Consider the following 21,109-nt stretch of genomic DNA (forward strand, 5'->3'; position numbering starts at 1 on the left):
GCGTTTCAATCCACGCGCCCGCGCGGGGCGCGACCGTCATGCACCTATAGTAATATTTGACAACAAGAACCTGCGTCGCTTCCGCGAACCGTCTTCTGAATCAACAGATCGAAACTTCATAGACGCAACACGATCTGTGTAGTGATGCACTGCAACATGTTACAGCTCCGCGAACGTGCCATATCATCCATGTCAGCTTCACGTTCGCGGCTAGAAAAGTATAGGTCCTTCAAGATCCGGTACATCCTTGATTCCGTGGTGTTCGACCTTGTTTCGGTAGTTCGCTCCCAGGAAGTAAAACCTCAGGCTGTCCTCATCGTCCTTCATTTCATACAGAAGCCGGCCCCTGAGTACAGCCCACTGAGCCGGATCGACGATGCACTCGAACACGGAGTTCTGAACGCGCTGGCCGAAGTCGAGGCATGCCTTCGAGACACGCCGGAGTCTCCTCCGCCCAGCAGAATTCACAGTGCTCACGTCATAACTCACAAGAACGAACATACCGGCCTACTTGACGAAGAAAGGCGGATAGGCATCGAGATCCCCCCTGAGGTGCCTCGCCAGAAGCCTTGCCTGAAGATGCGGGAGCATTCCGACTGTGACCTGCTCCTCCAGGAACGGATGCCGGAGTTCCTCGTTCTTACGCTCCTGATAACCGACCAAGACAGTCTTCCTGGTATCGTCGTCCATCAGCACGGCTCCGGTTTCTGTGACCGTGAAACCGGACGGTGTGACCTGGCGCCTGTTGATCAGGCTCAGCACAAGACGATCCGCTATGAAGGACCTGAACTCCTCCATCAGATCGAGTGCGAGGGAGGGTCTGCCAGGCCTGTCAGCGTGAAGATAACCCGCCTGTGGATCGAGCCCGACGCCCTCCAACGCGGAAACGCAATCATGGACGAGCATCGTGTAGATGAAGGAAAGCAGAGCGTTCACCCTGTCGAGCGGGGGACGCCTCGAGCGGTTCCTGAATCTCAACGAGTCTTCATCTACGTGGATCATTCCATCGAAAACGCCGTAGTAGTAGTTCGCGGCCATCCCTTCGATGCCTCGAAGAGTGTCTACATCCAGGCACTCGGAAGCACACCTGAGGCTTCCAGACAAGGCGTCCACGGCTTCTTTCGCGTCCGAACCAGCTTTTTCGGGATGATCTCGTACATTCCTCTGAAGAATCGACCGGCAGTTTGCAATCTTGCCGATGACGAAGGATCGCGCGATCTGCGCCTTGCACGAGGGTTCCTCCGACGATCGATACTGAGCCTTGCGCAGAAGGATGTTGCCTGATACCGGACCGCCCACCCTTGCCTGGAAACGACCGCGCTCTGTGAACCAGGCAATACAGATCCCACGTTCGCACGCGGCGAACATCAAGGGCGGGCTGATACCGACATGCCCGAAGCAGACGATGCTCTCAAGCATGTGCATCGGCAGACGGCCCTTCACTTCGCCATCGGTCTTGACGAGTATCGCCTCGCCTTCGAGCGACAGATATGCTCCAGGCGTTGTCACATAGACTGTGTTCAAGTGTTTCTTCATTATTCAGCCGTCAGCGTCATTTCCCGACAGAGCGCGGACGATGTATCCGGATGCCTTTTCGCGGAGTCCTGTCACTTCAGGCATGCATGCATCCTTCATCGCGCAGTGGGTACAACCGTCCCTGAACACCGCCGGCGGATTCCGACCGCCCTCAACAAGAGCATGGAGTTTCGAAGCGCTATCACATGTTGTTCGCCTCATCACCGGATCGAACACAACAGCTTCTCTCTTCTGGATTCTGCCATAGAAGATGGCACCTTCCGGAACTTCCGCTCCAAGCATCTCCTCAAGGCAGATTGCCTGAGCACAGAGCTGCACCCGGTCACAATCGTCAACCTTGGGCTTACCGTGCTTGTACTCGACGGGAAATGGCTGCCACAGGCCATCGCATCCCTCCATCGAGATCCCGTTGATGGAGACCCTGTGGAACTCCACGACATCAGCCTTCCCGGTGACGCCAAGGGAATGGGAACACAGCAGTAACTCCCTGACGACGATGACATCACCCCGTTTTTCCCGTCTCGGGGCATCTCCGTGGACTCTCCGATGAAGCTGGCTGCCAGATACAGTCAGCTTGTTATCGAACCAGAGCTGTTCATTCGAGTTCAGCGAGCACTGTCGTTCGCAGAACATGATGTGCTGAAGCAAAGACAGTGCTAGCAGCTCATCATCGGAGTACAGCCTTGTCATCTTTTCGCCGATAGTCGGTTCTCGGCCTCCCACCGGGTATCAACTCATCCCTACACGAGCTCCATCAATGAGACTCCTGCCGGGACCCCGGATGACGTCACGGTGCATTCGTAGTCGGAGAAGTTTCGAGCAGGCTTCGACTCGTCCTTCTTTCTCAGTGTCACGAGATCGAAGAGCTGATGGGCGGGAGCGTTGCCCAGAGCCGAGTCATGTCTGAACACGACAAGCTTCCTGGTAGCCATCATCCCGCGAGCGGCCGACCTGTCGTGCTCGAACATCATCTTCAGGGCATCCCAGAATAGGTCCAGGTCTTCCTGTGAGAACCCTGTCTGTGCAGCGAGATTGGCCGAGATGAAGCCGTGTGTTACGTACACGCCGTAAGGCACGGTGTTCTTCCTGCCCATCGTGCGGTTGTCTCCACCCTGTTTCTCAGCCTCCGCTTCGGTTGCCACGGCCATACGTGTGATTGAGTGCTCGGAAGTTACGATAGGATCGACGGAACGGCCGAATGTCATCTGTACCGGGCCGCGCACCTGGCCGCAGTTAGGAGCTGACTTCAAGGACAGGACTGCTCCGAAAGTCCTGATGTCATAGTAGTCTTTCATCATCCTGAGTCGGCCCAATTGAGTTTCATCGGCCGTTGGTTTCCTGGGTTTTGCTTCCTTCATGACGGCAAGTATCAGATCAACAACCTGCTTTGGCGGCTTGTTCTCCTTTATCCATGCCTTGATCTCCGCTTTGTCAGCGTCTGGCGCCACTTCGATACGATCGCCACCCTCTTCAGCCACATCGAGGTATGTAATCCCCTCGGGCAGCACAAGGTCCGAGAACAGAGGTTCAAGCGAAGCCGGAACAGGCATACTGGCCCCTTGACCAGTGTTGATTCCAAGCTCGGAAAATGCCTTCACATGTGCCCGCCCCAGGACTGCCTTCTCCCTGACATAGATTTCATACCCAGGCTGTGATTGTTTCACGATCTCGACGAAGTTGCGTACTTTCCTCTTCAGGCAGACGTCTGTCACCAGTCCGCACCCGGTTTCCGCATCGAGCCTGGGGAGGTTCCCGGCATCGGGATCGCCGTTCGGGTTGCCGTCCTGTACGTCGAAAACAAGGACGAAGTCATATCTGTTCCTGATCGGATCGCTCACTTCTGTACCCCCATCTCCTCGACCTTGTCAGCTTTCTTCGTGTAGAAATCCTGTCTCTGATGGTAGTATCCGATGGCAAACCGCCCCTGATCGTCCAGGGTCAGGTGGGCGGGGAAGTCATCGATTCCTTCGACTATCTGCCCGATGAGCTTTTCGTAGAACACCTGCCTGCCAGGATTCTCGATCTTCGCGATGTGATGATTCTTCTGCCGCATCAGGTTGCCGAACACCGTCACCGGCGTACTTGATGCAGCCCCGTAGAATCTGTCCCTGATTGTTGCATTGATACCCGGGCTCGCCTCCTCCTGTACCCGTTCGAGAGCTGCGAACAGCCGCCCAAGAAGGTATCCGGCATTCCTGTTCGATTGGTCGAGGCTCATCTGCATCTCCTTTTCACTATAAGCGACATCGGTTCGTGTAATCCTGTTGAGACATGCCTTCACAATTGAAGCCCGGGGATAGTTGACCTCGTGTTCCGCCCTGATTCGGACAAGAGCCGCCTGCAGCAAGGCTCTCGGATACTGTCTTCTCTCCAGGATTGCGCGCATGATGCTTTCGGAGAGATGAGACGGAATGTTGTCTGCCTTCCCCTGTGCTGCTATCGAGACAAGCAGCCGGAAGAGCGAGAGAAACCTGGGATCTTTTGGCCCATGGATCATCTGGATATCCAGGAAGTGCTGTCTGATTGCTTCAGCCATCTCGTCGATCCGACCGTGCAACCAGAACCTGATCGCAATCCTGCCTGCATTCGGTGCAAGCCCAAGAACATAGAACTCGTTATTGCCTTGTTCGCTCAGTACACCGGTTTCTACCGACCGGAACAGGTCTCTCACTGCACCTGACATGCGATCAGGATCGTCTTTGGGAGGCTCGTGGAAGAATGAGCCGAAGCTGTGTTCAAAACTGCTAGGCCGTTTCGACCAGAATACGGTGGATGTATCCCCGACCTGCATTCTCTGGTCCGAATCCTCACGCAGAAGATGATTCAGCGCAGTCGTATACGCTGTTGCTGCTGCGACCCCGACTGGGGCATTCATGCCTTGGATCTTACCGTATGATTCGAAGGCATCCGCGTTGAAGGAAACGATGCTTCCACCCGATGACTGCGCTCCCCAGACATTCTTGATCTTGGAATGGAGCTTCGCGAGCCTGTCTGTTTCGCCAGAGACCATGCAGGTCACTGTCGGTAGCGTTTCATCCACACTGTTCGTGATGACTCCGAATACACTCCTTCTTTCACCGACGGTCGAAGTGTCTCCTGCGAGCCTGAACGTGACGTTGGGAGCCTTGTCGTCCATGAGATCCTGCCAGCCGGCAAGACCGGACAGGAGTGACAACATATCTTCTCGCTCCAAGAACAAGCTTACGGCATTCACCGCTTCGTCGTCATCCAGCAAGAGATTCTTGATCCCAGCAATGAAGAGCTGGTGCTGTTGCTGCGTCCGATTCGGATCGCCCTTGCCCTTTGTGTCGATTCCAAGGGCATAATCGAGGCCATCCCAGAGCAGATTGGCTTTCAGGTCATTTCCACGCAGGACTGAATGAGGAACAAGAAACTTGCGCCCCTTGAGCTTCTTCCCTCTCCGTTCTCTGGTGTCCTCGATTGCCAGTGGCAAGCCATCCCGGTCGAGGATGATCACCCAGGGGATCTCCTTCCATTCGAACCCAGCCGGGGCGATACGATCTCCCCTGTCCAGCGAGGTTGATTCGCCTTCCGATTCCTGGAAGCTCGACTTTCTGTCGTAATACTCCTTCAGGGCCTGAAGTATCATGCCCCCCTCACCTCCGGCGATCCGCGATCCGGAACAGCGACGACCCCTTTCTCGATGGATGCATTGAAGAACAGGGGCATCGGATTGTCCAGATCCGTGAAATCGATGTCATAGACCATCCAGCCGAGATCACGAGTGTCCTGTATCGTCTCGGCAGGTTCCTTTTCAGGATCTACCAGTCGGAATTCGGCAGAGAACTCGCGACAGCCTAGGTAGGGTTGATTGAAGCACTGCCCCTTCCTGGCACGGCGTTCGAACATCGCGGCGTATTTCGCCTCGGTTTCATCGGCTCTCAGGATCTCTTCCTCTGCTGGATCGGCGAGATACTCTGGCAGAGGATTTCTGACCTTCTGCCTCTGCCCAGGCGGGATGAATTCGAAGTCGGCATGGATCCGATATCGCACATCTCGGAGGATAAGCCCGGCCCTCTGCTGCCTGTCGTCCTCGACGAAGATTCCCTTCGAACGGGTCGAGGCAACGCTACCGACCTCGTTCCTCCTAACCGAGAACCATCTGATCTCGTTCAGCACTTCGATCCGGTGGATCCTCCATGAGATAGCCGGCTTCCAGAGGATCGCATCGAAGATCGCCCGCGCGGCAGACGGGGTGATCACGTCATAGCTGACGCGCTCGACCTTCATTTCCGGTCGAGAGAAGCAGGCATACGGCCCCCAGACCTCGAGACAGAATCCTCTCACGGGGCACCCCCAGTCAGAAAACCGTTTCTTCCGAAAAAAAGGTCTCCTTGAACAGGTCGACGTCGATCTGGGGTCCGGATGGACCGTTCCAGCAGTCGAAGCCATCGACGATTTCCCTGATGTTTCTCTGCTCCTTCTCGAACAGCCAGCTCTGCAAGGAAACGGTATGACGCTGAAGCTTCCTTAGGAGATCACGATTCGGGCCGAATCGCTCGAGTTGATCGATCAATTCCGAACCTTCGCCGTAATGAACGAGCAACGGCCTGCTGTCCTCGTCGACAAGCCTGAAGGAATCGCCAACCGACCGAAAACTGATGACAAAATCGGCTGCATCCTTTTGAAGACCTTGCATGAATCGGGCTCCTGTGTCGTTGAGCCGAGAGTAGAATTGCTCGAAATACCGGGTGTACCATTGCGGCTCGGAGGGATCGAAGCCCTCGAGCGAGGCGATCTCGATCATCGAGGTATAACCGGACGAGAGCAGCCCCCGGGGTATCCGGCCCGGCGAGACGAAGACCTTCACCATGCCCCTCCCCGTGCCGAGTCTGCCCTCCCGGTTGCATCTGCCCGCCGCCTGGGCGATCGAGTCGAGACCGGCTGCCGCCCGATAGACTACTGGGAAGTCGAGATCAACCCCGGCCTCGATCAGTTGGGTGCTGATGACGCGAACTCTCTCGTCTCTGTCGAGCCTTCTTCTGATCTCGGAGACCGTTTTCGACCTGTGCTCGCCGCACAGAAGCGTCGAGAGATGGAAGGGCTCCTCGTCAGACGGGAGCAGCTGCCTGAGTTCACGCCATATCTCGTACGCATCGCGCCTGGAGTTGACGACGCATAGTACCTGGGGATGCTCAGCAAGTTCGGCTGCCAGCACGGGCCATGAAGTCGGAGATCCGCTCAGAGAGGCTGGCATGGTGATCGATGTCCTCCTGAGCAACCTGTGCAGCAACGCAGGATCAGGTACTATCTCATGGGCTGTGGTGAGCTTCGGAAGAGGCGGCTGTGTAGCAGTGGAAAGGAGCATCGTCACACCGTAGTTCCTGACAAGCTCGTTCATCGCCCACACGCAGGGCGTGAGCTTTTCCGGCGTGATGAGCTGTGCCTCGTCCAGTATCACAACACTGTCGACGAGGTTGTGGAGCTTGCGGCAGGCGGCAGGTCTGGCGGAGAAGAGGGATTCGAAGAACTGGACATTGGTAGTGAGAACTATGGGGACATCCCAGTTCTCCGCAGCCAGATCGAACTCCGGTGTGCTCCGCTTCGGATCGAAGCTGGAGTGATGCTCGATGATGCTGTACTCCCAGCGGGGCGAGATCGATCTGAGGACTGAGGCCGTCTGCTCGATGATTGTCGTATACGGGATGACATAGATGATTCTTCGCTTGGAGTACCTGACGGCGTGATCGAGCGCGAACGCCATCCCGGAAAGGGTCTTGCCTCCTCCGGTGGGAACGTTCAGGGAGAACAAGCCCGGAGGAAGCTGAGCCTTCTCGCGGCACCAGGCCAGAACATCCTTCCGGATCAGGTTCACCTGAGTGTCGGATTTGAATAGCTCGAGATGAGCATCGAGATCGTGCTTCAGGTCTTCGAGACCGGCAAAGCCTCTTCTACGCGCAGCGGAATCAGGGCTGCAGAAAGCTTCGGTATCTAGCCTGTCGGCATCGACGAGGCAGGAGAAGAGCATCCTGATCCAGAGATGGAGATTCCTTGAATTCACGAAGGAAGGGCACTTCAGATTCATTTTCGTCGAATCGCGTATGCTGTCCAGCCCTGAATCGATCGCAGAAAGGAGTTTCTGCCCCTCCTTCAGTCTCTCTTTGAGGCAGGCCCGACTGGTTTCTGATGCGAAGTAATCAGCCAACCCCGAGTGATGACCGGCGCAGAGATAGGCAAGCACCCGGCTAACCGGTAAGGGCATCGTTTCTTCCGCGAAGGCCGCTCCTGCCGCAGAATGGTTCACCCTGCCCTTGCCCGTGGTGCTGTCATAATCGGGGTCTGCGAATGACGAAGCGCGTCTGCCCGATTCCATTACAGAATCGTTCGAAGACTCTAGATAGTGCTGGAAGGCTGCAGAGGCCTTCCCAAGATCGTGTAGCCAGCCGGCAGTCCATGCCCAGTCCTCCGAGTCGAAGCACGATGCCCAGTCGGCGGAAAGATGGGCAACATTTGAGAGGTGGGAATCGAGGGATTGCCATTCCGAGGGAGGCGCACCCGGCTTCGTATGGGCGAAGTGAGTCAATTCACCTTACCTCTTGCTGAGGGATGCGGTATGGCCACGGTCTTGCGGGGGACCTGAACATGCAGGGGGAAAAGATGGGTTTGATCATCAACGGCAGCCAAATCGAGAAGGTGCTTCCAGAGGGGATGGCGCGGGCTGCTCTTTGCCCAGAGCACCCTGAAATTGGCACTGTTGTCAGGAAAGCCCTTCTCTTCGAGTTCCACCATCGACCTACTCCACCGTGTCGGGGATCAGGAACGATTCGTGACTATTCAGATGGCACCTCGACGGGTCAACTACATCCATCATCAGATACGATAGCATCGCGCATGCCAAATTCGCCTCTTCACATAAGCGTTTGTCAAGAATGATCTTCTGAATCGCTTGGGACAAAGGGGGTGCGAAAGGGCCTCACTTTCTGATGGGCATATCCATGTGCATCTGATGCCCATCAGGCGTTGACATGACTCCCTATGTATGAGTAATTCTCCGCCTCTTCGGGCCGGCTTTACGGGTGGACGGCGGGTTGGTCATCTTACAGGCATGGACAGGGGTGAACTGGCTGGTGTCCTTGCGCTGGAGGCGTCGCTGAGGCCGGTGCTCGAGCCTTGCGACGTCTACAAGCTGGCATATCAGAGCGTGATGGGGGCGGACCACCTGCTGAGGGTGCCCCGGGAGCGCTCGCAGGCCTGCTTCATGGCCGAGTGGGAGCAGGCGGCCGACCTCGAAGCCGACACGGCCGGCCCCGCGGTGCAGGTGCTCGATCCGGGCACGGGCACCTCCAGGCTCCACCTCGGCGCACTCAGGCGCATGAAGGCCGACCCTGCGTCGGTGGCCGAGGCGATACTCGGTCAGCCTCCCAGGAACGGCACGCTGGACGGCCTCGCGGCCCTCTGGGACGAGATCATCTCCCTCGGCGAACTGCTCCCCCCGCCAATGCGCGCCCTCGACCTGGCCGGCTACGAGCTGCCCGCGGGGGCGCCCCACCACAGCCCGGCGTACGGCCGGATCTCGTACCGAGTGGCGAACAGCCTCGCCAGACTGAGCATCATCAGGTTCCTCTAGAACGCACATCGGGTGCCCGCTTGTCGAAAGTCACCGGAACGGACGGACCCATGAAGGAAGAGCTGCAGTTTGCATCGAGGCAGGAGTTCAGGGAATGGCTCTCCTCGAACGACTCGGGCGATGGAGTGTGGCTTCTCTTCGTGAAGGACGGCTCGTCGCCGGCCATCACGCCTGCGGAAGCCCTCGAGGAGGCTCTCTGCTTCGGCTGGATCGACGGCCAGATCAGGAGGATCGACGGGTCGAGATACGGGAAGTACTTCTCCCCGAGGCGGAAGGGCAGCCGCTGGTCCGACAGGAACAGGAAGCTGGCGGAGAGGCTCATCCGTGAAGGGCTCATGACCGCGAGAGGATTCGAAGCGATCGAGCGGGCCAGGCGGGACGGGGCCTGGGACGCCGTTCAGGACAGGACCGTACCGGAAGAGCGCTTCGACGAGTTCGAGGTGCTCATCGGCAGGAGCGCTGACGCCCTTGCGAACTTCAGGGCCATGCCGCGGTCGACCAGGCGTCAGTTCGTCGGCCTGTACCTCGAGGCGAAGAAGGAGGAGACCAGGGCGAGGAGGCTGGTCAGCCTGATCGACCTGCTGGAGCGGAACAGGAAGCCCATGTAGAAGGCCGGGCGCGAGAGTCAGGATCCCCGACGGGTCCCGGCACGTCGGAGCGCCTGATGCGGGATGATGTTCAGAGCACTTCTGCTACAGCTGAGAGGTAGAACCTCGCCGGGCCGCCGTCGAGGGGGATGCCGACGGCCGCGTCGACCCTGAAGCTGCCGGCCGTGCCGCGGAGACCTCCGCCCGCCCCGGCAGCATCGGTGTCCCGAGACGTCTCCTCGATCCAGGCCAGGTCGCAGAATGCGTAGAGCCTGGTCTCGGTCTCGCCGAGCGAGACCTCCGGCCTGAGGATCGCGTACCTCACGGCCCTGAAGGCGTTCTCGGGGCGCCCGCGGATTGTCTCCTGGCCTCCGAGCCGGGTGAGCCTGGCATAGAGCGGCTCGCCCTCGAGGATTCCGCCTGCGAGCACCTCCCCGCCGAACCCCAGGGGGCCTCCGAAGATGTCCACCCTCGAATCGAGCGCAGCCTGCGCGAGGGTGCCAGATGAATCGGGCCCGGCAGACGTGCCCAGGCGCCCTTCGATGTCGAGTTCCAGACCCTCCCAGCCCATGGCGGTCATGCTCCCGGGGCGGTAGGCGATCCCTGCGAGGCCGTAGCCGTAGGTTCTGTCGGCCTCCGGCGAATAGCCCCACCACTTCCCCGCCCCGGTGACGACCGACAGCGCGGCGTCGACCTCCCAGACAGTGGAGGCCTCGGCCTCGCGGTTGAGCCAGGCGCTGTCGGGCACCTCCTGGGACGCCTCCAGACAGGCCGAGAGGGGCATGCCGGCCACCCAGGGCTCCAGATACCGGATCGCGGCGTCGGTGCCGCCCCAGCCCGACTTCTCGATGGACAGCATCAGTTCCCGGCCCGTGCCGAGAAGGTTGGTGATGTCCAGGGCGCCCTCCCCCTCGAACTCGTCGCCTCCACCGCGGCCGGAGACGCCCATCGATGCCGAGAAGCTCCCCATCGGCCCCTCGGTGACCTCCTGCACGACCACCAGGTTGCCGCCGGGGCCGAGCATGAGCTCGGAGCCGCCGACCCAGGCGACGTACGGAAGCCTCTCGAGCCTCTCGCGCCATTCCTCCACGTCTCCGGGATCGTAGGGGCCGCCTACATCACCGCGGAAGAGCCTGGTGAGGGTTCGTGGCCTGGTGCCCGAGAGCCCCTCGATCCTGAACCCCTCAAGCGAGGCGTGCCGCCCGGGCACGAGCGCGGCCACGAGGCTGTCGGGAGCCGCGAGGTAGCATCCCGTCGAGGCGAAGGGATAGCCCTGGTGGAGATACCACCTGAGGACCCGGTCCTGCAGCGCTGCTACGGTCGAATCGGAGATCGCGTCCATCCCTTCGAGGAGGGCGGGGGGCGGGACGGGAGGACCGCCGGTGAAGGACGCGCCCGATGTGAGGGAGAGGAGCACCGCGGCGCCGAGGGCGTGGATAGCCATCAGAAGCTCACCGCCCCCTCCAGCCCGGCGCGGCGCACCCATTCCGAGCCGGCCGGCCTCCGCCCGTAGAAGGTGAGGCTGACCGAGAGGCCGTCGGCGAAGTAGCGCCCGGCGCGCCCCTGGATGGACCATGTCGTGCCCGTGCCGGAGCCATCGAAGAACCACACCGGGAGTTCGGCGTCACCCGGGATGTACCCTGCGGAAACCGAGCCGTACGCGCTCCAGCCCCGGAGGCTCCAGGAGACGTGCGGGGCCGCCTCGTACATCGCGGCCGAGAGAGGGGCGTACTCCTCTGCACGCCTCTCGTATGCCGCGAGGATGCCCGGCTTGAAGCCCGAGCCGGCCTCGACGGACGGATCGACCTCGAAGCGGAGCCCGGTCCTCCTCCGCGGCGAGTACAGCTCCTCGTCGATCCTCCAGTATTCCGCGGCCCAGGCGGCCTCCAGCGCCTCCTCCGGAACCATCCGGCCCGAGAGTTCGATCCTCGCCTCCCTGTCCTCCCTGGCGCCCGTACCGCTGTAGACCGTGCGATCCAGGGAGATCCCGCCCCGCAGCCGCAGCAGCCTGACGGTCCCGGCGCCGCGCCAGGACGGCGAGACTTCGAGGGAGTAGCCGCCCGACCCGCTGCCGAAGGCGCCGGCCAGGAGGAAAGTCTCCAGCCTGCCTCCGGCGTCGCGCGACACGAGATCGGCAGAGCCCTCGACCGAGTAGCCCAGGGATCCGCCGGTGAGGAACTCGGCCTCGAGCGAAGCCTCCTCGGTGACGGTCCCCCCGCTGCCCGGCGTGTAGTACACGTCCCAGTCGCCGTCGGGATCCGGGTAGTACTCGCCGGTCTCCTCGTCATAACTGTAGGAGCCCTCACCCTCGCCGACGTACCTGTAATGGATCTCCATCTCTGTCGAGAGCGTGCCGGACCCGGAATAGACGGCATGGAACCAGCCCCCCGCACCGGAGGCGGAGTAGTCGGCCTCGAAGGCGTCGGCCTGGGTGGAGCCACCGCTCCGCCAGGAGCTCGTCGAATGCTCGAACGACCCGGTGAACCGCCGGCCCGCGGCCGTGTTCCCCGTTTCGAGCCTCCCGCGGATGGTGCGGAACGGCAGTTCGATCAGGCCGTCGCGCCAGTCCCTCTCCAGTTCGAGCCTGACGCCCGACTCCCAGCCCGGCAGGGAGAAGAGGGTCTCGGTCCAGCCCGTAGCGAGCCTGCCCGCCAGGCTGTCGGGCCAGCTCTCGTCGCGGAGGCCCGCCCCGATGCTGGGTCGGACGGAGCCCGAGGCGTCGGCGAGCCCGAGGGCGCCCTCGAGGTAGCGGCCGTCTGCGAGCGACGGGGTCCCGCTCCTCCCCGCGCCATCCAGGCCGGCATCCAGCAGCAGGCCCCCGAATGCGGGGCTCGCCGAGACCGAGCCCCTTCCGATCCTGCCGCCGCTGTCGGCCAGCAGGATGCCTCCTGAGGCGGCGAAGACACCCGCATGCGCAGCGGCTTCCGCGATCTCGTCGAGGCCGGCGTAGTCCATGGGAAGGGTCCATGCGGCCAGTACGCTGTCCCCCAGCCAGATGCCCGCCGGTCGGAACCCCGTGCTCGCGCCGGTGAGCGCGATCGAGACGCCCGGGCCGGCGTCGGATTCGAGGAAGAGCCTCGACCGGGTGGCGACGCCCTCCCTGGTGGTCTCGGACGGGTTGAAGGAGTTGCCCACGCGCCTGGAGACGGAGGTCTCGACGATGAAGCCCGCGGAGGGCGAACCGCCCGAGACCGTCATCCCCCCGACCTGGAGCGTGGAGGGGATCTCGAGATACTGCCTGGGGAGATGCGTGCCGAGGCTCTCCCCGGCCCACTCGAACCCCCCGAGGGCGGAGTCGTAGATGTAGTCGCCGGGCGAGCCGTCGGGAGGCCTGGAAAAGGTCACCCTCCAGTCGCCCTGCCCCGGCCCTTCGTAGACATACCTGCCCAGGCTGTCGCGGGAGTACGAGCCTTCACCGGTGCCTACCGAATCGGCGCCGTCCACCCAGGCGCTGTCGGCCGACTCGCCGGTGTTCTGCAGCAGTTCGACCGCCTCCTCCGATAGGGAGAAGCCCAGCGGGCGCCCCCTGTCGTCGGATTCGGAGAAGGAGGAGGCCTCAAGCGTTATCCCGCCCAGCGGAACCGAGGCCCCGGCCGTGTAGAGGGTCTTCCTGTACCCGTCGCCGCGCGAGTAGTACGTGATCTCCACCCGCTGGTCGCGCCTGACGAGGCGCGATTCGTCGAAGGTCACGGTCCCGGCTGTGCAGTCGATCGTGTAGTCCGCGGAGGCGCCCCTGGTGAGCCTCGTACCGTCGAGCCAGAGTTCGTCGCTGCCCGGGACAACCTCCGTACCGCCGGAGAATTCGTAGGGGCCCCTCACGCCCTCCTGGGTCGTGAACACCGCCCTCCTGTGGCTCTGGCCCGAGACCCCGGCGCCGCCCTCTACCCTGACCACGGCCGGATCCCCCGCCGATCCGAGGAAGCCCCCCGCCTCGCGGCGCCATGAAAGCGGGCCGGTCGTGCCGCGCACCCACTCCATGTCGCCGAGCTGCGCCGACCAGCCCGTCCCCGTCAGCCCCAGCCTCACCCTGTCCAGCTCCGAGACGGCTTCGGATCCCCCGGGGGGCAGGTTCTCGTCGGAGACCACGCCCTCGACCTCGATGCCGCCGGCTATCGTGCCTGCGATCGAGAGGCTGGTGCTCTGCTCCATGCCTCCGCCGTGGCCTACGGAGAAGCCCAGGCGCTTCACCCCCGATATCACCAGCCCCGAGGCGTCCTGGTAGGGTTCCGGGAAGGCGGTTCCCGGAGCCTCGCCCACGGGCTCGCGCTCTAGCAGGGCCACGTCCAGGGCCGCGGTTGAGCTGACGGCAAGAGGGAGGATGTCGTAGAAGAGGATCACCGTATCCCCTGCCGCCGGCGCCGGGGTGACGATCAGCCCGGTGCGGCTGCCCCAGGCCCCCGGGGCGGTCAGGAGGGTGTCTCCTCCCGACTCGGCGCGGCAGGTGGCGGGATCGGCCCAGACGCTGTCGGGCAGTTCGAAGAAGCCCGTGCCGTCGCTCGTGCGGATGTCCACAGCCAGGGTTGCGCAGAGGAACACGAGGAGGCTCACTCCAGGAGGACCGCCTTCGCGTCCGCGGTGTTCCAGAGCAGCATCCTGCCGTCGGGATGCCCCTCGATCCGGTCGAATACCCCGGGGACGAAGGCGGGCTCGACGGAGCCCGAGGCCTCGCGCAGCGAATCGCCGTCGAGACTGAAGATCCTGCCGCCTGCGAGGCAGGAAGGCCCGCCGGGGAGAGTCACGGCGATCCCGGGCTCGATCAGCAGCGCGCCCGAGGAGGAACTGAGCACGGCCCGCCTCCCTTCGAGGGACAGGTCGGCGGGTCTGAAGCCCTCTGCGTCGGCGATCCAGTGCATCCCGGGGATCGAGGACACCTCCCCGGCGTCGGGCGAGAAGCACCAGATCTCGGGACCGTAGGCGGCTATGGCGCAGGTGCCGCCGGGCACCGCCATGCTCTCGACCGGTTCGGCCCTGTCGGTGTACCGGACGATGGAGGAGGAGGAGGCGTCGCACACGAGGAAGGATCCGTCGGGCAGTGACGCCACGGAAACCGGCAGCACGGCTCGCTCCAGGTCCCAGAGGGCCGTTTCGGCACCTGTGGAGTCGATCAGCACGATCTCGGGGGAGTCGGCGCGCAGGCAGACTATCGTGCCGCCGGGTCCGAGCGCGGCGTCGACCGTGCCGCCAGGCAGGTCGAATCCCGCCGGAGCCGCGGCCAGGACTGCTGTCAGGAGCGCCGGGAGGAGTTCAGCGGACAACCGCGAACCTCCCGCAGACCTCAGCACCCCCCTGCACGAACCTGTACGCGTACACGCCCGTGGAGAGACCGGCCGCGCCGGGGTAGGAAAGGACGGTTTCGCCCGGCCCTGCCGTTCCGAATTCGACGGTGTCGACGAGGCGGCCCGAGGGTTCGAAGACGTACATGCAGGCCGCGGAACCGTTCGAATCGAGCCCGAGGTAGAGCGTGCCCGTGCAGGGCTGGGGGAACACCGCCAGGGTTCCTCCGGAGAGGCCCAGATCCCCCGCGGAGGCCGAGAGGTCGAGCCCGAAGAACGAACCGCAGAGCAGGAGCACCTCGCCCTGTTCGGGGAACGGGACGGCCACGTCGCGCGCGCTGCCGGCCTCGAGCATCTGGGGGGCGTCGGACGCCGAACCCCTGAACCAGGCCGAGAACTCGCCCATGCCGGAGGCCGAGGCCCTGAAGCTGCCCTCGGATGAGGCGCAGTCGAGGCTGTAGGCGTCCAGCGTGAAGGCCGGGAGGGGATGCGCGGGATCCTCATACGGAAGGGCCTCCACGGACCCCTGCCAGTCGAGGCCCCTGCGCGAACCCGGCTGGGTCGTATCGTAGTCGGACACCCTGAACGAGTCCCAGCCCCAGCGCCCGTCGCCTATCGCGGGGTCGTCGATCCAGCAGGCGAGGGCCCACTCCCGCATGACCTGCATCATGTCGACCGGGGTTCCCGAAGCCTCCTCGACCGCCTCCTCGACGCCGGGAAGGCCCGATGCCGCCGCCCTGAGAGAGCCGTGAACGAAGGCGTCGCCGCCGAACCTCTCGTACAGATAGGCGAAGAAGAGGTATCCGGCGCCGTAGCCGGCGACCTGCTCGACCGGATCGTCGAACTCGGTCCAGCCAGCCGGCGTGACGCCTCCCAGCTCGATGAACGTCCCGACCTGGTCGGCCGGGTAGCCGCAGAGGAAGGTGCCGGTCTGGGCCTGGTTCTCGATCACCCAGAGCTCCTCGCCGCTGAAGGGCTCGAGCCCCCACTGGATCAGGTGCACTATCTCGTGGGAGGCGGTGTAGAGGGCGTCGCCGCCGTCGCAGGGGTAGCAGTCGATGTAGAGCATCTCGACTTCGTTCGAGTGCCCCCCGTACTGCAGGTACGCCTCCTCCTCGGTGAACTGGTTGTAGGGGCTGAAGAACCCGGCGATGACCACTCCGCCCTGGGCGGGATCGAAGCCGTCGGGGATGTCGAGGACCAGGAAGTAGACGTTCGGGTCGCCGTCGATCTCGTCGGGGACCTCGCCCATCACCGAAGTGGTGCGGGCCACGATGCCCATGCCGGGGGAGGCAGGGGTGCTGTCCTCTAGGGCCTTCGCGAGATCGAGGACGTCCTGCATCATGTAGTGCTCTCCCCACGAGGCGTCCTCGACGAAGATGTACGTCCTCGCGCCGGCGAACCTGCAGGTGGCCTCAACCAGGTAGAACGTGAAGCCCTGGCCGCCTCCTGAGTAGTCCTGGGCCCAGAACATCACCGTGTCGCCGACTTCGGGGCCGTTGGCGGACAACGCCAGGGGATTCGAGGGTTCGAATGACGGGTCGTGCCTCGCGTCGATCTGCGCGACCCTCGGATCGGCGAAGGTGCCGTCGATGAGCATCCGCCCGGGCGAGGCGAGGATGAGCGCGAGCATCAGGGCATGCATCAGAACCTCGCTCCCACGGTGATGCGGACGGACGAGAAGTCGTACGGGTCGGGGCTGTCGAGGGAGCTGTAGAGCACGGGCTCGTCGCCTCCGATCAGGGCGGCGTCTATGGCGCTGACGGCCCGGTTCACCACCGCGAAGGCCCCTGCGTAGATCGCCCGGCGGTACCATTCACGGCTCTGCCGGAGGGCGTCTTCGAAGTTCTCGCGCTCTTCGTCGGAAGACCACGCCCAGGTGTCGCCGCCCTGCCAGGAGTTGGCGTCGAAGTACTGCTGCTGCGCCACGGGATCGTCCGGGTAGTAGTACCTCGCGAGGCGCCTTATGTAGTCGTCGAACTCCAGGGTGGAGCCGAAGTCGGCGACGTCGTCGAGCATGTCGTCGTCGAGGCCGGATGCGTCGATCCCGGCCTCGTTCAGCGCGAGGCTCTCGTAGTCGTCGGTGGAGATCGATCCCTCGAGGATAGACACTCCGACGCCGATCCAGGTGGCGGCCTCGACGCCGAGGAAGATGTTGCCGCGGCCCTCGTACCCCAGGTGGCGCTGTCCCCATCCCGGCAGCACGAGCGACCTCACCACGGCGCCGCTGCCGCCGCCGGACCACGAGAGAGAGGCGGCCAGCGCGCAGATCACAAGTGCCCTGTTCATACCGCCCCCGCTACCTGCGGCCGGTCACGGCCGCGTGGAAGAGCATCTCCTCGCCCCCTGCGTCGAGGCACACGAAGTAGAGCCCAGGCGAGAGGTCGGAGGTGTCCCAGGGCACCTCGCATGCCAGCCCGCCCGTGCATTCGCCCGAGAAGGAGGAGACGATCTCGCCAGCCACGTTGAAGACATCTATCCCGTACCGGCAGTCGGAGCCGGGTTCGAACCGTATCGTCGCGTCGCCGTCCCTCACGGGGTTGGGATACACGAAGAAGCTGCCGGAGGTGACGCCCCCGGAGCCGGGCGAGAGCGCGGGGAGGAGGTTCTCCGGCCAGCAGCCGGCGCCGCTGAAATCCAGCCCGGGGAACCAGCCCTGGATCTGGACGGCGTCGTCCCAGAAGCCTATCCATCCCGATCTGTCGCATGCGACGACGCCATACCAGCCGTTCCCGTCGAAGTCGACCGGGAGCGGTGCACCCAGAGGGTCGTCACCAGTCGATCTCGGGAAGCCCGGGAGCACCTCGCCCGAGCCGCTGCGCAGGAAGAGGCGGCCGTCCCGTGAGAAGTGGGCCACGAAGCCCGATCCGCCGCAGCCCGAGGCGGATTGTGACCATCCCTCGGAGGGATCGCCCTCGTAGATCTCGGGCCAGTCGAGGAGGAGGGCGCCGGAAGCTTCGTGGATCTCGATCCCCGAGGCGGTCTCTATCCCGATGTCGATCATCCCGTCGGAATCGGGATCGCAGAGCCACGGCGCACCCATGGGCTCCGATCCGGTCTGCACGGGGAAGCCGGGCTCCATCGCCCCGACGGACGAGAAGCACGAGAGCATGCCGCCGCACAGCACCGCCACCTCCACCGTGCCGTCCCTGTCCATGTCGCAGACCAGAGGGGGGGAGACCGGTGCACCGCCCGGGGCCTCGACGGGCCAGCCTTCGAGCGCCTCGCCGCCGGGATCCCAGGCGTAGACCCTCCCGCCTGCGGTGGAAGCTGCGAGAAGCCGGGGAGATCCCCCGTCGGCACAGGCTGCAAGGCCATCCGGGTACTCCGAGACGGATACGGGCCAGCCCTCGACGGGATCGCCGTCCGTCCCGAACAGGTGGATCACGTTCTTGTCGGTGGCCACCATCACCAGCCCGGGCTCCGCCAGAATCGCGCAGCGGACGGGCATGCCCGTCGCCATGACCGGCCAGCCCGGTCTCTCCGTGCCGTCGGGACCCAGGAGATGGACCTCTCCGTCGTCACCGAGCCAGACCATGTCGTCCGCAGCGCCGGACAGGGGGGCGATGGCGGGCGCCGCCGTCACCCCCAGGGCGACGGCCGTCACGGGTTCCTGCGGAGCCTCGGGATCCACCCTCCACAGGAGCCCGGTGGTGGATCTGAAGAGAAGGAGGGGCCCGTCGGCAGTGTTCCACCGCCAGGGTCCGCCGGCCAGCGGACCGGTCTGCACCGGCCATCCATAGGCCATGGCGACGGGGTCGACGGTCACCTGCATCGAGGCGCCGGGCGCCGATCCGACCGAGACGGAGACGCCGGTGGCGCCGCCCCAGCTCGTTTCGCTCGAAGGAACGGTCGAGGGACCGAAGAAGTCGGAGTAGCCGCCCGAGAAGAAAGGATCGTACTCGCTGCCCATGATGCCGAAGACGTCAGGCAGGGAGTAGTCGAAGTCCTGTATGCCGTCGGCCTCCTCGAGGTCGACGCCCTTGTGTTCAGGATCGGTGTTGACCGTGTTCGTGGGAGTGTTCGCCGACACCACCCCGGCATCCACGTGCCAGACGAGTATCCCGGAGCCGGGGAGGGCGTAGTCCCTCTCGTGCTCGCCGCAGAGACCGTCGCCGTCGGGATCGCGGAGGCGGTTCTCGACGAGGAGGTATTCGCTGCCGGAGAGATCCACCTTCAGGGCTTCGCCCCCGGGTTCGAGATCCCATGTCCCGCCTCCGGAAGCGTCGACAACCTGGGTCCATCCGAGCCTCACACTGCACCAGGCGCCGGGCCCGGTGGGCCAGAAGCCGCTGTTCATCCACTGGCCGTAGCCCATGATGTCCCAGCCGCCTACCCCGACTCCTCCGGACTGGGTGTCGTACAGGTCGGGGAGACCGAGCTGGTGCATGAACTCGTGCACCATCGTGCCGAGGACGCCGAGGCCGTATCCGTCCTGGGTTTCCTGCTCGGGGACGATCAGGCCCTCCTGGACGAAGACTCCGTCGTCCGTGTGGATGCCCTGGTACCCGGAGCCGCCCTCGGGCAGGTAGAAGGTCAGATCGGCGAGAGTGAGGAAGACCGAGTGGAGGTCGCCCGGGCTGTCGCCCAGGATGTCCGCCTCCTGCCCCGAACCCGCGTGTACCACCATGACGGACTGGTACTGCGAGAAGTCTATGCCGGGGTCGGCGGCCTCCACGGCGTCGCGCAGGAGGAGGCAGCACCCGGCCGCCCAGGCCGAATCGGCGCCGTACCATGACATCTGGTGCGGCATGTGGTATGCGCCCTGATCCGGGTACACGTCGCAGGTGAGCTCCAGGTCGCCGTAGGAGACGTCCAGGAGCCAGGATGCGACGTCGTCCGCAAGGCCCTGGGTGTAGCCGGTGTCGTGCCCGGTGAGGAACTTTCCGTCGCCGGAGGTGAGCGGAGTGAAATCCTCCACGAAGTCCACCCTGATGACGCAGAGCGACATCTCCGCCGAGGCTGACAACGGCGCCGCGGGCGTGCCGTCGGAGATGGCCGTGCCCGATGACGGCCTCTCGTTGAGCCAGGGCACGCCGGTTCCTGTCGTGAACGGTACCGCGGCCCTCGCGGGAGCCGCCAGGAGGCCGGCGGCGATGATGGCGCCGGCTGCTCTCAGAACTGCACCACCAGAGAGAACTTCTTGTTGTACTTGCCCGAGCCCTCGAGGCTCTCGTCCACGGGCACGAAGGCCATGTCGAACTGGAGGCCGCCATACCTCAGGCCTGCTCCGAAGGTGGCGCCGCTTATGGTCGACTGTCCCTCGGTGTCGTGGGTGTAGCCGGCGCGCAGCCCGAGGAGGTCGTAGTACCAGTACTCGGCGCCCGCGCCCCACTTGTTCTCGCGCACCTCGGTGGAGAAGCCGTCGTCCATGTTGACGATGAGCTTGCTGTAGTCCGCCGCGATGCTGAGCTGGGTGAGCTGGGTGTCGAATGGCTCGTACGCGAGCCCGAGACGGAGGGTCCGGGGCAGCGGGTTGTTCTCCGATTCGCCGGCATAGCTCATGTTGGGGCCGATGTTCGACACGCTGGCGCCCAGGGAGGCGTCGCCCGCACTGCCGAGACCGATCTGGTCCATCGGGATCTGGTAGTGGACGCCCAGGTCGACCGCGAAGGAGGTACCCTTGCCCTCGTCGGTGTAGTAGAGGTGGTCGTAGATGAACTTGGCCCCGATGCCCACCGATGTGCCGGGGGCCACCTCGGTGCCGAAGGCTCCGGTGGCTGCCACGCCGTAGGAATAGAACGTGCCGATGGGGTCCTCTACGCCCTGCTCGGTCTCGAGCATCTCGCCCATGGACATGAAGGTGATGTTCCCGCCGACCCCGCCGATCCCTTCCAGGTTCCTCGCGTAGCCGAGATACTCGAAGTACATGTCGTCGGCGAGCTGGGGCAGCCAGTTGGAGTGCTGGAGCGTCACCTCCTGGGTCTCGGGGGCGATGAGCGCGAGGCCGGCAGGGTTCCAGTAGCTGGCGGTGGCGTCGTCGGATATGGCAGTGAACGACTCGCCCATCCCGTTGGCCCTGGCGCCGGGCGTGATGCTGAGCCAGATGACGCTGGCGGTCGTCGCGGATGCTGTCGCGAGCAGGCCGGCCAGAAGAGCCGTGCAAAGAGATCTCGTCATGTCCC

Annotated in this window: 17 protein-coding genes; 2 read left to right on the forward strand and 15 right to left on the reverse strand. The window is 63.7% G+C overall.

What is annotated here, in order from left to right; all coding sequences use genetic code 11:
* Nucleotides 1–210: 210 nt before the first annotated feature.
* From cas2 to QUS11_05855, 8 genes are read right to left on the reverse strand one after another with little or no spacing between them, the layout of a single operon-like run.
* Nucleotides 211–501: a CRISPR-associated endonuclease Cas2 gene (gene cas2 / locus QUS11_05820; protein MDM7992814.1), complete on the reverse strand. Its 291-nt coding sequence runs from the start codon at nucleotides 499–501 to the stop codon at nucleotides 211–213.
* Nucleotides 502–507: 6 nt separating this feature from the next.
* Nucleotides 508–1,536, reverse strand: a complete 1,029-nt coding sequence (gene cas1c, locus QUS11_05825; GenBank protein ID MDM7992815.1) for a type I-C CRISPR-associated endonuclease Cas1c — start codon at nucleotides 1,534–1,536, stop codon at nucleotides 508–510.
* A gap of 3 nt (nucleotides 1,537–1,539) precedes the next feature.
* Nucleotides 1,540–2,226, reverse strand: coding sequence for a CRISPR-associated protein Cas4 (cas4, locus tag QUS11_05830; protein MDM7992816.1), 687 nt, complete (start codon nucleotides 2,224–2,226; stop codon nucleotides 1,540–1,542).
* A 50-nt stretch (nucleotides 2,227–2,276) separates the two neighbouring features.
* Complete coding sequence (cas7c, locus tag QUS11_05835) at nucleotides 2,277–3,374, reverse strand: type I-C CRISPR-associated protein Cas7/Csd2 (GenBank protein ID MDM7992817.1); 1,098 nt, start codon at nucleotides 3,372–3,374, stop codon at nucleotides 2,277–2,279.
* Nucleotides 3,371–5,146 carry a type I-C CRISPR-associated protein Cas8c/Csd1 gene (cas8c, locus tag QUS11_05840; protein ID MDM7992818.1) on the reverse strand — a complete coding sequence of 592 codons (1,776 nt, stop codon included), beginning with the start codon at nucleotides 5,144–5,146 and terminating at the stop codon, nucleotides 3,371–3,373. Before cas8c ends, cas7c begins: the two co-directional genes overlap by 4 nt.
* A complete protein-coding gene (gene cas5c / locus QUS11_05845) occupies nucleotides 5,143–5,949 on the reverse strand; it encodes a type I-C CRISPR-associated protein Cas5c (protein MDM7992819.1) in 807 nt (268 codons plus the stop codon). Before cas5c ends, cas8c begins: the two co-directional genes overlap by 4 nt.
* A complete protein-coding gene (locus QUS11_05850) occupies nucleotides 5,858–8,080 on the reverse strand; it encodes a CRISPR-associated endonuclease Cas3'' (protein MDM7992820.1) in 2,223 nt (740 codons plus the stop codon). The genes cas5c and QUS11_05850 overlap by 92 nt, the downstream gene beginning before the upstream one ends.
* Complete coding sequence (locus tag QUS11_05855) at nucleotides 8,077–8,286, reverse strand: hypothetical protein (protein ID MDM7992821.1); 210 nt, start codon at nucleotides 8,284–8,286, stop codon at nucleotides 8,077–8,079. The genes QUS11_05850 and QUS11_05855 overlap by 4 nt, the downstream gene beginning before the upstream one ends.
* 316 nt (nucleotides 8,287–8,602) lie before the next feature.
* Between QUS11_05855 and QUS11_05860 the strand changes: the two genes are divergently transcribed.
* Together QUS11_05860 and QUS11_05865 are read left to right on the forward strand one after the other, a co-directional pair.
* Nucleotides 8,603–9,124, forward strand: coding sequence for a hypothetical protein (locus tag QUS11_05860; protein MDM7992822.1), 522 nt, complete (start codon nucleotides 8,603–8,605; stop codon nucleotides 9,122–9,124).
* A gap of 50 nt (nucleotides 9,125–9,174) precedes the next feature.
* The gene (locus tag QUS11_05865) at nucleotides 9,175–9,732 is read left to right on the forward strand and encodes a YdeI/OmpD-associated family protein (protein MDM7992823.1); all 558 of its coding nucleotides are present in this window, start codon (nucleotides 9,175–9,177) and stop codon (nucleotides 9,730–9,732) included.
* 70 nt (nucleotides 9,733–9,802) lie between these two features.
* Here the strand turns inward: QUS11_05865 and QUS11_05870 are convergent, their stop codons facing one another.
* From QUS11_05870 to QUS11_05900, 7 genes are all read right to left on the reverse strand, one after another.
* The gene (locus tag QUS11_05870; protein ID MDM7992824.1) at nucleotides 9,803–11,155 is read right to left on the reverse strand and encodes a hypothetical protein; all 1,353 of its coding nucleotides are present in this window, start codon (nucleotides 11,153–11,155) and stop codon (nucleotides 9,803–9,805) included.
* Nucleotides 11,155–14,259: a hypothetical protein gene (locus QUS11_05875; GenBank protein ID MDM7992825.1), complete on the reverse strand. Its 3,105-nt coding sequence runs from the start codon at nucleotides 14,257–14,259 to the stop codon at nucleotides 11,155–11,157. Before QUS11_05875 ends, QUS11_05870 begins: the two co-directional genes overlap by 1 nt.
* Nucleotides 14,256–14,966, reverse strand: coding sequence for a hypothetical protein (locus QUS11_05880; protein MDM7992826.1), 711 nt, complete (start codon nucleotides 14,964–14,966; stop codon nucleotides 14,256–14,258). Before QUS11_05880 ends, QUS11_05875 begins: the two co-directional genes overlap by 4 nt.
* Entirely contained in the window at nucleotides 14,956–16,617 is a 1,662-nt protein-coding gene (locus tag QUS11_05885) for a hypothetical protein (protein ID MDM7992827.1), read from the reverse strand. The genes QUS11_05880 and QUS11_05885 overlap by 11 nt, the downstream gene beginning before the upstream one ends.
* Nucleotides 16,618–16,628: 11 nt before the next feature.
* Nucleotides 16,629–17,273, reverse strand: coding sequence for a hypothetical protein (locus QUS11_05890; protein ID MDM7992828.1), 645 nt, complete (start codon nucleotides 17,271–17,273; stop codon nucleotides 16,629–16,631).
* Between the two features lie 10 nt (nucleotides 17,274–17,283).
* A complete protein-coding gene (locus tag QUS11_05895) occupies nucleotides 17,284–20,019 on the reverse strand; it encodes an immune inhibitor A (protein MDM7992829.1) in 2,736 nt (911 codons plus the stop codon).
* Nucleotides 20,020–20,099: 80 nt separating this feature from the next.
* Entirely contained in the window at nucleotides 20,100–21,104 is a 1,005-nt protein-coding gene (locus tag QUS11_05900) for a PorV/PorQ family protein (protein ID MDM7992830.1), read from the reverse strand.
* Between the last annotated feature and the right edge of the window lie 5 nt (nucleotides 21,105–21,109).

The sequence above is a fragment of the Candidatus Fermentibacter sp. genome (genome assembly GCA_030373045.1).
In the GTDB taxonomy this organism is placed as follows: Bacteria; Fermentibacterota; Fermentibacteria; order Fermentibacterales; family Fermentibacteraceae; genus Fermentibacter.

Excerpts from the sequence above, each read along its gene's own strand:
- cas2 (MDM7992814.1), bottom strand. The coding sequence starts at position 501 with ATGTTCGTTCTTGTGAGTTATGACGTGAGCACTGTGAATTCTGCTGGG.
- cas1c (MDM7992815.1), bottom strand. The coding sequence starts at position 1,536 with ATGAAGAAACACTTGAACACAGTCTATGTGACAACGCCTGGAGCATAT.
- cas4 (MDM7992816.1), bottom strand. The coding sequence starts at position 2,226 with ATGACAAGGCTGTACTCCGATGATGAGCTGCTAGCACTGTCTTTGCTT.
- cas8c (MDM7992818.1), bottom strand. The coding sequence starts at position 5,146 with ATGATACTTCAGGCCCTGAAGGAGTATTACGACAGAAAGTCGAGCTTC.
- cas5c (MDM7992819.1), bottom strand. The coding sequence starts at position 5,949 with ATGGCTTCGACTGCTGGAACGGTCCATCCGGACCCCAGATCGACGTCG.
- QUS11_05855 (MDM7992821.1), bottom strand. The coding sequence starts at position 8,286 with ATGGTGGAACTCGAAGAGAAGGGCTTTCCTGACAACAGTGCCAATTTC.
- QUS11_05860 (MDM7992822.1), top strand. The coding sequence starts at position 8,603 with ATGGACAGGGGTGAACTGGCTGGTGTCCTTGCGCTGGAGGCGTCGCTG.
- QUS11_05865 (MDM7992823.1), top strand. The coding sequence starts at position 9,175 with ATGAAGGAAGAGCTGCAGTTTGCATCGAGGCAGGAGTTCAGGGAATGG.
- QUS11_05870 (MDM7992824.1), bottom strand. The coding sequence starts at position 11,155 with ATGGCTATCCACGCCCTCGGCGCCGCGGTGCTCCTCTCCCTCACATCG.
- QUS11_05885 (MDM7992827.1), bottom strand. The coding sequence starts at position 16,617 with ATGCTCGCGCTCATCCTCGCCTCGCCCGGGCGGATGCTCATCGACGGC.
- QUS11_05890 (MDM7992828.1), bottom strand. The coding sequence starts at position 17,273 with ATGAACAGGGCACTTGTGATCTGCGCGCTGGCCGCCTCTCTCTCGTGG.
- QUS11_05900 (MDM7992830.1), bottom strand. The coding sequence starts at position 21,104 with ATGACGAGATCTCTTTGCACGGCTCTTCTGGCCGGCCTGCTCGCGACA.